The 11,438-nt window shown below is 62.1% G+C and carries 9 protein-coding genes; 3 read left to right on the top strand and 6 right to left on the bottom strand.

The genetic code is table 11. From position 1 onward, the window contains the following. Positions 1 to 108: 108 nt before the first annotated feature. A complete protein-coding gene (locus tag WJU21_RS15990; protein WP_346324450.1) occupies positions 109 to 966 on the top strand; it encodes a recombinase zinc beta ribbon domain-containing protein in 858 nt (285 codons plus the stop codon). Between the two features lie 536 nt (positions 967 to 1,502). On the opposite strand, the gene WJU21_RS15985 is transcribed toward WJU21_RS15990, so the two are convergent. The 4 genes from WJU21_RS15985 to WJU21_RS15970 all read right to left on the bottom strand — a co-directional run bounded on the left by WJU21_RS15985 (position 1,503) and on the right by WJU21_RS15970 (position 5,148). Beyond that, positions 1,503 to 1,835: a DUF3768 domain-containing protein gene (locus WJU21_RS15985; RefSeq protein ID WP_346324449.1), complete on the bottom strand. Its 333-nt coding sequence runs from the start codon at positions 1,833 to 1,835 to the stop codon at positions 1,503 to 1,505. 245 nt (positions 1,836 to 2,080) lie between these two features. Next, a complete protein-coding gene (locus tag WJU21_RS15980) occupies positions 2,081 to 2,992 on the bottom strand; it encodes a zincin-like metallopeptidase domain-containing protein (RefSeq protein ID WP_346324448.1) in 912 nt (303 codons plus the stop codon). 102 nt (positions 2,993 to 3,094) lie between these two features. After that, positions 3,095 to 4,930, bottom strand: coding sequence for a ParB/RepB/Spo0J family partition protein (locus WJU21_RS15975; RefSeq protein ID WP_346324447.1), 1,836 nt, complete (start codon positions 4,928 to 4,930; stop codon positions 3,095 to 3,097). 86 nt (positions 4,931 to 5,016) lie between these two features. Beyond that, positions 5,017 to 5,148 (bottom strand): hypothetical protein, encoded by a 132-nt coding sequence (locus WJU21_RS15970; protein WP_346324446.1) that lies wholly within the window; start codon positions 5,146 to 5,148, stop codon positions 5,017 to 5,019. A gap of 119 nt (positions 5,149 to 5,267) precedes the next feature. Here WJU21_RS15970 and WJU21_RS15965 point away from each other — a divergent pair, with 119 nt between their 5' ends. Continuing rightward, positions 5,268 to 5,735 (top strand): MucR family transcriptional regulator, encoded by a 468-nt coding sequence (locus WJU21_RS15965; RefSeq protein ID WP_346324445.1) that lies wholly within the window; start codon positions 5,268 to 5,270, stop codon positions 5,733 to 5,735. Between the two features lie 166 nt (positions 5,736 to 5,901). After that, positions 5,902 to 7,110 carry a type IV secretion system DNA-binding domain-containing protein gene (locus WJU21_RS15960; protein WP_346324444.1) on the top strand — a complete coding sequence of 403 codons (1,209 nt, stop codon included), beginning with the start codon at positions 5,902 to 5,904 and terminating at the stop codon, positions 7,108 to 7,110. Here the strand turns inward: WJU21_RS15960 and WJU21_RS15955 are convergent. Both WJU21_RS15955 and WJU21_RS15950 read right to left on the bottom strand, forming a co-directional pair. After that, positions 7,107 to 10,361, bottom strand: coding sequence for a tail fiber domain-containing protein (locus tag WJU21_RS15955; RefSeq protein WP_346324443.1), 3,255 nt, complete (start codon positions 10,359 to 10,361; stop codon positions 7,107 to 7,109). The genes WJU21_RS15960 and WJU21_RS15955 overlap by 4 nt on opposite strands. A gap of 98 nt (positions 10,362 to 10,459) precedes the next feature. Next, positions 10,460 to 11,437, bottom strand: a complete 978-nt coding sequence (locus tag WJU21_RS15950; protein ID WP_346324442.1) for a replication-relaxation family protein — start codon at positions 11,435 to 11,437, stop codon at positions 10,460 to 10,462. Between the last annotated feature and the right edge of the window lies 1 nt (position 11,438).

Below are 11,438 nucleotides of genomic sequence, written 5' to 3'. Positions count from 1 at the left end.
CCCCCCCCCCCCCCCCCCCCCCCCCCCCCCCCCCCCCCCCCCCCCCCCCCCCCCCCCCCCCCCCCCCCCCCCCCCCCCCCCCCCCCCCCCCCCCCCACCGAAGTCGGCGTGAATCGGCTGGCGGAGATCTTGAGGAGAAACTTTTATATCGGGCTTTTTGAACTCAGGGGCGAGACCTATGCCGGGCTCCATGAACCGCTGATCTCGAAGAGGCTGTTTGACCAGGTGCAGGGGATGCTCGACGGCAAGCTGTATGCACGACCGGTCCAGCATGACTTTCTCTACCGCCGAATGGTTCGCTGTACCTGCTGCGGCTACCACCTGATCGGTGAGCGCCAGAAGGGTCACGTTTACTACCGGTGCCACACCAAGGGCTGTCGGACGACCTCTGTTCGGGAGACCCGCCTCGAGGAGGTAGTTACCGGATTGTTGGAAAAGGTCTCCTTCGAGGACAAGGAGGCGGCCGCGCTGATGGACATTGCCGGCCGTAACGAGGCAGCCGCGGTCAAGGCGATGGACGCCGCGCGGCAAAGCCGCGAGTTCCGGATCAAACAAATCGACTTGCGCCTTTCCAGGCTGACCGATGCGTTCCTCGACGGCGCCGTCGACCAGACGCTGTTCCAGGAAAAGAAGCGCGACCTGCTCGATGAGCAGCTACGGCTGAGAGAGGAGCTCGACCGGGCGAATTCGGCTACCCAGCACGAACAGGTTGTCAATTTCCTCGAACTCGTAACGGGCCTGCAACAGAGCTATATTCTGGCGGAAACCGAGGAAAAGCGCGGAATTCTCAAATCGACCACCTCGAACCTGGCGGTGGCGGGAAAAAACGTAGAGATTGCGCTGTTTTCTCCATACCAGGAGATCGCAATGTTGCACTCTGTCCGCTCTAGTGTACTTGAGCGGGGCAGACCTCGAACTTTCATGAAGACTATATACGAGATACTATCTCAATACTTCGCGGCGTAGAGGTTTGGATCGGAGCCGACGACAGCTCGAGGTTTCATGAGAATTCTGGACGAATGGTTCATAGAGGTGTTAGCGCACCACAGCTCGACTGCATTTTAGAGGCGACTAGGATGATCGTTCTGACTTCCGGTCGATTTGCCGGAGTAGAAGGACGTGATCACAATATGGGCAGGCTCATCTCCACATAGGCCTTCGGCGTAGACGACCACCAGGTTTGCCTTCTTGCCCTTTCGGACGGCGCGGAAGCTACCATTGCCTTGAGGTAACACCGCATGGGGTCGCCTGATTGCCTGCTCGATCTGAGCCGTCGTAATGCGCTTCCGGGCCGATCGTTCTTCCGCATGCGTGGTCAATATGATGGGAATGTCGTGCTCCATCTGGAAAGCATAGGCCGGCTCCCTGAACGTCACACGACCGCGGTATTTGCCGGATCGGCATCATTGGCCACTGGTTCCTGCGCGGTCGGAAGTTCCTGCGCATCGGACAGCGACTTCGGTATAGGAAAAGCCCTGTGACCAGGTCACAGGGCGATGCACTCAATATTCGTCTGCCAGGAGGATTGTCAGAACGCGTCTGGTAACCGCCGGATCGGCGGGATTTTCTGACCCACCCTGCATGGAGGGATCGTAATAATCGATCTTCCAGAAGATGCTTTGGCCCTCGACAGTGAACGCGCCAAAGTCGTGTTCACCGTGAGGATCGTTGTCCGGACCAAAGGCGTCGAACTGCCGCACCGGCCTGATGACCTCGCATTGGACAGCAGGATCCAGGGCCCTGATGCCTTGGGTCACAAGAACGGGACCGCCATCAAGCGTTTGCCTGAAGGCATCGTTGAGAAAGCGAATGTTCGTGGTGGTGTCGTCGATCACGGGTCACTCCATCGATGAGCCCGCACGCAACACGGCGACCCGGCACGCGCCGGACCATCGGCTCGTGCGGGTGATTTGCTGAACGGAAGAACGGATTTGTTCCGTGTTTCAGGATACCAGGCGAGCCCAAAATGCTGAGGACGCGGGATCGTGCCAATGTGGAAAACCTCCCAGGACGATCTGGGGACGGCCCATAAGAAAAGCCCCGATGCGCAAGCATCGAGGCTGGAAAGAACATGTCGGTTTCAGGCCGACCTGGCCGTGGCGACCAGATTGGCCAGATAGTCCGCGCCGGCGCTGGCCCGGCTTGCCGCCGTGAACACCGCTTTGGGATCGCGTTTCAATACGTTGAGCCAGGATGCGACATAGGAGGCGTGGTCCGGCCGGGGTTCGTTGGTAATGCCCAGATCGGCGCACAGGAACGCCGACCCCAACTCCGCGACAAGTTCCTCCACGGCATAGGCGTTGTCGCCGAACCGCTGCCCGAACTCGCGGGCAAGACGGTGCGGCGCACCCGTCCAGTGGGTCATCTCGTGGAGCAGGACCGCGTAGTAGCTGTCCATGGGCGAACTGGTGGACGTTCCCTTGAACAGACCGCGTGGCGGCACGACGATCTCGTCATGTTTGCGGTTATAGTAGGCTTCATCACCGCCATGCCTGATCAGTGCACCGGTCCGCTGGGTGAAGTCTTCCACCTCGGCCAGCGTGTCCATGCGGGTCTTCGGCTCCGGTGACGGCGGCTCCCAGCCTGTGACCTGTTCGGCGTTGAACACCCGGGACGCCCGGGCAAACAGGCTGCGGCGAGGATTGTCCTGCTCATCCCCGGTGGTCGACGGGGATGGCTCGATCTTCTTGTAGAAGACGATGACGGTCCCGTGCTGGCCACGATTGACCTGGGCGCCAAGCTTCTGCCACTGGCGGTAGGTTGCCCAGTAGCCAGACAGATAGCCCCTTGTCATGGACTGAACCCAGAGAGCGATCACGTTGATGCCCCGATAGACGGTTTTGGTATGTGCATTGACCGGCCTGGTGACGTTTGCTCCACGATGCCAAGGCATCTGGAACGTGCCCGCGCCGGCCTTGATGGCGTCCACGATTTTCTCGGTGATGGCGCGGTGCACGTCCCGTGCCAGTGGTGATGAACTCTCGCTGTGCATGATTGCCTCCTGTTCACGGCGGGAGTCCCGGACCATTCCGGGACTCCCGCGTGACGGGGAGGCAAAGAAAATGGGCCGCCGTGGCGGCCCATGAGGTACTTGTCAGGCGACCGGGCTGGAGCGCAGCGGGGCAGGCAGCCAAGCCTTGCCGGCCATCAGCCGTTCCGCCTCTTCGGCCATGACCTTCTTGGTCTTGGCCTTCGCCAGCTTCTGTGCCGACCGTTTGGAGACCGCCTCGCCGACCGCCTTGCCGATCTGCTCGCGGGTGACCCGGCTGAAGTAGGTTGCCTGCGTCGGCGACCACCACGCCGTCATATCGAGCCCGACGGACTCGGCGAGACGGTGTGATTGTTCGATGCAACCACCGTTGGCCTGGCCGTTCGGCAGCACGATGGCGTTGACCGTTCGGGCAGTGCAGTAGGCGAGCAGATCGAGCTTGGTCTCGATATCGGCGTCCATCACCCAGGTCAACAGATCGCCGGGCTGATCCGGCAACCGCTCGGACCAGGCCTCAGTGAGTTTCATCAACTCAGCCAGGGCCGGGCTCGCTCCCACCGTGTCCCTGCCATGGGACGGGTCGGTCGGGACAGGCCGGACGTCGATGCAACAGGGCACCGGCAGGCTATAGAACAGGCGCGACGCCATGGCGACGACGAGCGCGTTCAAGGCCTGGTCCGGTTTGGTGGCCAACACCGCCTGGAGGGCGGCCGTCCGGTGCGCGGTGAGTTCCGCCATCAGGGTATCGGAGAGAATATCGTCCGCGCCGTTTCCATTGGCACGGCGAGACTTCTTGTTCCCCGACACATCATCCTGCCGGTCTTCGGGACGCACCAGCCCCCGCGTGACGACGAGGGCGCCGGTGTAGTCGAGGCTGAGGACGGCGCCGGCATTCGCCTTGACGTCCTCGGACCAGACCACGCGGCCGTCCTGGATCGCCTGCATCTCCGCCGTCACCGTGTCGAGTTCGTCCGACTGTTCGTCCTCATCCAGCGCCGACACGAGTTCATCGTACCGGGTGGCAAGAGCGGACAGGCGGGCCTCCTCTTCATCGGACAGCGGCCGCTCGACCGGGCGAACCCGACCGAAGCGTCCCAGATGGCCGTAGTCGATCTCATGGCAGACATCGACCCAGCCCCAGCCCTCGGCCTTGAGCGCCTCCGCCTCGGCGGCGAGCCGCTCTCCGACCAGGCGGTCGAGCAGCTGGCTGTCGCTGAAGTAGCCGTCGGTCTCCGGCTGGAACAGGTCCCGGGCGATGATGCCGCCCGCCGCTTCATAGGCCTCCGAGCCGATGAAGCGAGCGCGGCGGTCACGGCCCTCGACCTGACTTCTGGTCAGCAGCCGCCTGATATAGGCGGGGGTGCGGTCGTAGTGGGGCAGATCGAACCAGATCGCTTCCTGGGCGTCGATGTCGTCCGAGATGGTGAACGCCATCAACTGCTCCAGTGTCATCCGCTCTTCGCGGTATTCGGCGAGAAGCCGCGGACTGACGGCGGCCAGCTTGAGGCGCTGCAGCACGGTCGACACCGGCATCCCGAAACGGGCGGCGGTCTCTTCCGCGCCCAGGCCCTGCAGTTGCAGGTCCCGGAACGCCTCGAACTGGTCGGCCGGGTGCAACGGCGCCCGGATCACGTTCTCGGCGAGCGAAAGCTCGAAAAGCTCCCGCGCCTCGCCCGGCTCGCGGACCTGGCACGGCACGGGATGGTCGGCCTCGATCTTGCCCTGGTCCCGGAGCAGGCCGAGAGCGGCGAGGCGCCGCCCGCCGGCGACGACCGCGTAGTGGCCGTCCTCGAGCGACGTGACGATCAGGTTCTCGAGCAGGCCATGGGCTTCGATGCTGGCGGCCAACTGGCCGATGTCGGCATGGGTCGCGGTCTTTCTGACGTTGGCTTCCGCCCGGATGAGCGAAGACAACGCAATGGTAATGAGCTGGGTGCTCATGATGGTTCTCCCGATGTTGAGAATGGAGCCTGCCGCCTGGGAGCCTTCGGGCGTCCCGGGTCGTCGGTCAGGCGGTCTGTGAAAGATCAGATCCGCCCCCATTCTCCCGCGCTGGCGCCGCGGTCAAAGACAGGGAATGATGCCGAATTGGCAATTTCCATCGGGTTGATGGCCGCAATCCGCCGCGTGATCAATAACAACGGGTTGTTCTCGAGCATGGACCGTCAATGGATGGATGAGTTCCTCTACATAATTCGACTTCCGGTTCATGTATTTCTTGCGATACGCCATGGATACTCTACAAGCGGTCAACCGCATTTGCCTCGAGGAGCCAAGCATGGACGACGCGCAGACCGACCCTGTGGATCATGGCGACCTGTTGATGCTGACATCGGACATAGTCTCCGCGCACATTTCGAAGAACAAGGTGGCCACGGCCGATCTGCCGCAGCTGATCGAGAGTGTTTTTGCAAAGCTGAGCGGGCTTGGAGCCGCGCCCCCCACGATCGAAGCCGAGGTGCCGAGGCCGGCGGTGCCGATCCGTCGCTCGGTCACCCCCGACTACCTCGTCTGCCTGGAGGACGGGAGGCGGTTGAAGATGCTGAAGCGCCACCTGCGGACGTCCTACAACCTGTCGCCGGAGCAATACCGCGAGCGCTGGAACCTGCCGGCGGACTACCCGATGGTGGCGCCGAACTATGCCGAAATGCGGCGCGCGCATGCCAAGAAGATCGGGCTTGGCCGTGCTCGCGGATCCGGGCGGAAAAGGTCTCCGAAAAACTCGGTGGCTCGGTCAAACGGATAAACCGGCGTAGTAGCCGGTTTGGACTGAGCTTGCGTCAGCCTTCTCCAGGTACCGGGACCGGGATGGCCCAGGGTCGCGTGACGGCCCTCGGCACGGGGCATTCCATACCTCTAATGGCACCATCTCGCGTCTGCACGAAGGGCATCGCCGCTGACATCATGCGGGGATGCAACGGCAGATACCCAGGGAAGACATCTCCTACTTCGCGGTCACCAACCACCGGGCGCGGCATGTGCCGTTTGGTATCAGGCAGGCTGACCGGCTGAGCCATGTCTACGTCATCGGCAAGACCGGCACCGGCAAGTCGACCCTGCTGGAAACCCTGCTCGCCCAGGACATCGACGCCGGGCGCGGCTGCTGCCTGATCGACCCACACGGCGATCTCGCCGAACGGGTGGTCGCACGGGTGCCGGCGAACCGAGTGGGTGAACTGACCTATGTCAACATCGCCGATCCGGACCAGCCCTACCGCTACAACCCGCTGACCTTCGTGCCGCCCGACAAGCGGTCATTGGTCGCCTCGGGCATGATGGAGGTATTCCAGAAGATGTGGCCGCTGGCCTGGGGCCAGCGCATGGAGCACATATTGCGCCATACCCTGCTGGCGCTGCTGGAGTGTCCAGATACCACCCTGGCCGACATCTCACGGCTCTACACCGACAAGGAATTCCGCGCCGAGGTTGCCGGCAAGCTCACCAACGACCAGGTGCGCCAGTTCTGGAAGAAAGAATACCCCGCCTATAATCCCCGCTACCGGGCCGAGGCGGTCGCGCCGATCCAGAACAAGGTGGGCGCGCTGATGGCCGACCCTCGTCTGTTCCGATTCCTGACCGAACCCGATAACCGGCTGCGGCTGCGCCGGATCATGGATCAGGGGCAGATTCTCGTCATCAACCTGTCGAAGGGCCAGATCGGCGAGGACTCGGCCAGAATGCTGGGGGGTCTGCTGGTGACGGCACTGGGGCTTGCCGCCTTCAGCCGCGCCGACACGCCAGCATCCGAACGGCGCCCGTTCTATCTATACGTGGACGAGTTCCAGAACTTCACCACGCTCAGCGTCGCCAATATGGCGGCGGAACTGCGCAAGTACGGCGTCGGGCTCATTCTTGCCCATCAATATCTGCACCAACTCGAGCCCGACGTGCAGCACGCGGTGCTCGGCAATGCGGGCACGCTGGTGAGCTTTCGACTAGGCGCCGAGGACGCCCCGCTGGTCGCACGTGAACTCGCACCACCCTTCATCGACCAGGATTTGCTGTTGCTGCCCAACCACAATATCTACCTGAAGCTAATGATCGACGGGGAGCCGTCACTTCCTTTCAGCGCCCAGACCATCCCGCAGGACCAGATACCGACGGCAGTTTTGTCGCGTTAGCTTTCGGCTGCCGGAAGTGGGTCAGGTGATGGTGATCCTGATCCATCATCGACGGCGTTTTCAGCACCATCGGCGGGTAGCTCTTGCGTCTCGTCGCCGCCAGCGTCTGGCTGATCAGGCTCGGTTTCGCTCCCGCTTGGGCTGGCTGCTTCGTCTGGTGTTTCGCCATCGGTCGCCGGTGCATCGTTTCCTGACGGTGCCTGTGAAGGCGTCTCGTCGGGTGGTGCATCGTCGCTCGGGGCATTGTTTCCGTCGTTATCGATGTCGAGTTCGTCCTTGAGAGCGGCGACCTCGGCTTCAAGTTCCGTGATGCGAGCATCCTGCGCGTCAAAGCGCGTCGTGACGTACTGCCACAGTTGCTTGATGGCTCCGACGACCACCGAGACGATGGCGCGATCGTCGATACCGCTGATGTTGCCGTTCGCATCATAGGTTGCAAGATGCGGGTCAACCGCGGCGGCGTCCTCCGCGATGAAGCCGAAGCGTGTGCGCGTGTCGCCGGTATTGTACACGAAGGAAACCGGCGCAAGCGCGTTCACAGCCGCAAGCTCGTCCAGAGTTTGGTCCTGAATGTCGTGCTTGGTGGCCCGCGTTGAAGAGAGGCAGGAATCCGAGGCGCTGTTGTAGACAACCTGCTTGTTAGCATCGAGACAGAGAGAGCCCGCGCCAGTGCTTCCAGTCAGCCCGTCGAAGCCGACGGTGCCGGTCACGCTGAGTTTTCGCCAAGGTGACGTGGTGCCGATTCCGACGTTGCCGACCGGAGTGAAAAGAATGTGTCCGGTGCCCCCGGTGGTGGAGAGAGTCAGGTCCTGGTTGTCATAACTGACTGTAGCCAGGTTGCCAGCCGAAAGGCCGTTCGCACTCAGCGTTACGCTCCCGTTGAACCGGGCATTGCCGTTGACCGCGAGCGGAACGGCAGGTGCGGTGGTCCTGATGCCGACATACCGTCCCGAACCATCGACGAATAGTGTGTCACTTCCCGCGCTGCCGACGGCCAGATTCCCGGTGACGGCGAGTTTCGCGAAGGGCGAGGTTGTGCCGATGCCGACGTTGCCGGTGGTTTGATTGATGACCAGGCGAATGTCGGCGCTGGTGATATTTCCCGCACCGCTATGGGAGTAGAATACCGTGTTGCCATTGTAGTCGTACATGCCCGACGCACCGGTATCGGATTCCATCATCAGACCAGCCACCGTCCCCTTCAGGAGAAGATTGCTGGCGATAGTTCTGTACGTCGGCGTACCGCTGTACTGCATGGTAACCGGCAGCACGGAAGAGGTGGTGCCAACCGACAGATAGCCGTTATCGCGAAGCGTCAGGCGCGCGGTATCGGCTGAGTCGGAGAACTGGGCGAGCAGTCCGGTGCTGGCGCCGTCACCCTTGACGGCGAGCTTGGCCAGAGACGTGGTGATGCCGATGCCGACGGTGCCGCTCTTCAAGGATGTAACCGAACCGTTGGAGTTCCAGTAATTGAGCGTATCCGACGGCGAGACGCTCCCCAGATATTCCGCGCGGTTTAGCGCCGCTCGCCAAGCGCTGGCGATGATGACCCGTGCCGCGTTGTTCTCATGGACATTATCGATGTTGTAGATGGCCGCCAGATTGCCGGTTCCGTCATCCAGTTCGGTGGTGTGATTGTGGACCCGGTACTGCACGCCGGTGATGGCGTTGGCGCCGCCACCCATGATGGCGACATTCATGTCGAGCCATTTCTGGTAGCTGATCGCGCCATTGGACGCGCCGTACAGATCGATCAATCTTTGCTTCAGCGGGGTCATGGTCGCGACGACCACGACAGCCGAGGCCTTTTTTTCCGCGTTGATGGTATCGATGAGCGATTGATACCGGGCCAGCGCCGTCGCCGCGGATTCCGAATAGAGGAGATCGTTCAAGCCGACCTGGACGATGATCCAATCATAGGTCGCCTTGTTCGAATCCGCCGTCCACAGGGCTTTCTGCTGATCAATCGTATGCCCTGGCTGCGCGAGCGTCGTGACGGTCGTGCCGATCAGGCCGTCGGAACTCGTCAACAGGTAATAGCCGACTTCGTTCTGTCCCAGATACGACGCAATGGTCGAATCGCCCAGGACGACCCCCTTGCTGGAATTCAAGCCAAGGCTTGCCTGCTGGTCCAGTTGATGCCGGATGGAGCCGACCGTGCCGTAGAAATGGGTGCCGTCATATTCGACGGATCCGGTTTCCGGCGCTGTCAGCAAGCCGCCGCTGGAGAGCTTGAGTGGAGCGGCGCTCGATGTTCCTGCCCGTAGATGCAGTAGCGCGGTGGGTGCCGGGGTGCCGATGCCAACATACCCTCCATTCGTAACGACCAGGCTAGTGCCGGTCGACGAACCAATCACAAACGCTGGCGCACTGCCGTTTGCCGAGGTTGGATTGACGGAAAGCTGAGCCCAGGGCGACGTGGTGCCGACGCCTGCTTTCCCGTCCATCGTGAACGTCGTGGTCGCGGTGCCGCCAAACTCTGCAAAGGCGGCGGAGAGGCGCGTCGACGATGCATTGGTGAATTTCTGAAGTGCACCCCACTCGTTTGCAGTGGTGGTGCCAAACGCGAGGCTTACAGCGTTCGACGAGCGCGTGAAGGGGTACGCGAAGGTGAGCGGATTCTCGTAGTCGGTGCCGGCCGTTGCAACTGAGACGGCTCCCGACGCATTTGTCTTGAGGAGGCCGTTTGATGCCCCCGAGATAATGAGACTAGTGGTAGAGGCGGTGTCGAAGGTACCGGTGCCGGAGACCGTGAGTGTGGTCGCGACGAGATTGGTGATCGTCGCGCTTGCCGTGGTCACTGCCTCCGACAGCGCGCTGATGCGCCTGCCTAGCGCGCTGTCGGCATCGGACATGCTGTCGTAGATGGCGTCGACCTGGTGATTGAACAAATCCATGGGAACGCCGACCACTATGGCCGCCGGCCCTGGCACCACCTCCGTGATCCGTTGAATGATGGTCGGCGCATTTGCCGGTGCAGATGCGTCGGATGGCCAAACCGGTCGTGGTTCAGGAATTTCCTCGCGGACTATGGTGATGGTTGTTGGAAATGTCTCGCGCGGAGGCGGCGCCTCTTTGCGGAACAGACCCGGAAACCAGCCTGCGACCCGTTCCACCCAGGCCTGTGCGGACGCCACGAAGCCGCCACTCGCGGCCAGCGCCGATTCGGGAAAGATTGGTGCGAACGAAAACGACGTGACCAGGACAATGACAATCGCAGCGCGTTGAGCTTGCCTTATGAATTCATGCATAAATCCTCTTCATTGTACTAAAGAGGAGCCCTCCGTGGGTGTTCGGGGACGCGCATTTTGGGGATAAGGCGTCTCCGGCGATGCACGCTTGCCCCCGGTCAAGCAGGCTGGTCGATGCGCAGACCGTCCCAGCCGGCGCGGCGCCACGGTCCGGTCGCAAGCTCATCCATGATACTCGGTGGCTTGAAATACCTGCCGAACTGTTCAGCCGTCCGAAACAGCAGGTAGCTGTTGCCTGTGGGCGAGAGCTCGCCGACCAGTCGCAGCATGTTCTCCTCGGCGCGTGGGCTGGTCGTGACATTAAGCACGAGCAATGCGGCGCTCAGGTTCAGGTGCTGCTTATAGAGCTGGCGGCCGACATACTCCCGGTACTGCAGAAACGTCCGAAGATGACTCTTGCGATTGAAGACTTGCGTGCGGGATGGTTCCGTTGCGCGATCGGCCTCGACCAGGAAGAAGCGAAAACGGCGCTCCCCTCCTTGCTGGTATTCCAGTCCGAACAGGGCATCGGGAATGAGATCGCGTTCCTCGATCTTGCCGCTCCGCGGGTTCTCGATGGCAACAGGGCTGCGCAGGTCGGCTCCAGCCCGTTCAAGGATCGCATGTTGCGGGATGTAGGTGAGGACGGGATCGGCGAGGGCTGCGAGCTCGATCGACGCGGTGATGCAGGCGACCATGTACGCATGCGTCCAGGGGCTCGCGGGCCGCTCCGCACGGTCATGCCAGAGATCGTGGCCCTTGAGCGCCGCCCGTGAGGCGTCGGTGAGACTATAGACCAGATCGTTGTACCTGGAATCAAAGGTACGGAACTGTTGCCAGGGCCGATCCAGATAGGCGCCGCCATGGCGCGTGTCGGTTTCGTTGAACAGGTCGGTGAGACGGTCCCGGGCGCGCTTGTCGCTACGCCACGCATGCTTCGTGAAGGCATGCAGGTAGGTGGAGGACAATGGACCATGTTCGTGGATCTTCTGGAACCAGAGCAGGTCACGTTCCGTGGGCGCGATGCGCTTGCCGGTCGAGGTGCGCCGATTGCGGTGGCGTCGGCTTAGCCGGTCATGGGTCTCGCCGGAAGCCATG

It is taken from the genome of Emcibacter sp. SYSU 3D8 (assembly GCF_039655875.1).
Taxonomy (GTDB): domain Bacteria; phylum Pseudomonadota; class Alphaproteobacteria; order SMXS01; family SMXS01; genus RI-34.
Note: the sequence above shows the minus strand (reverse complement) of the source record. Positions and strands in the feature narration are given on the sequence as shown.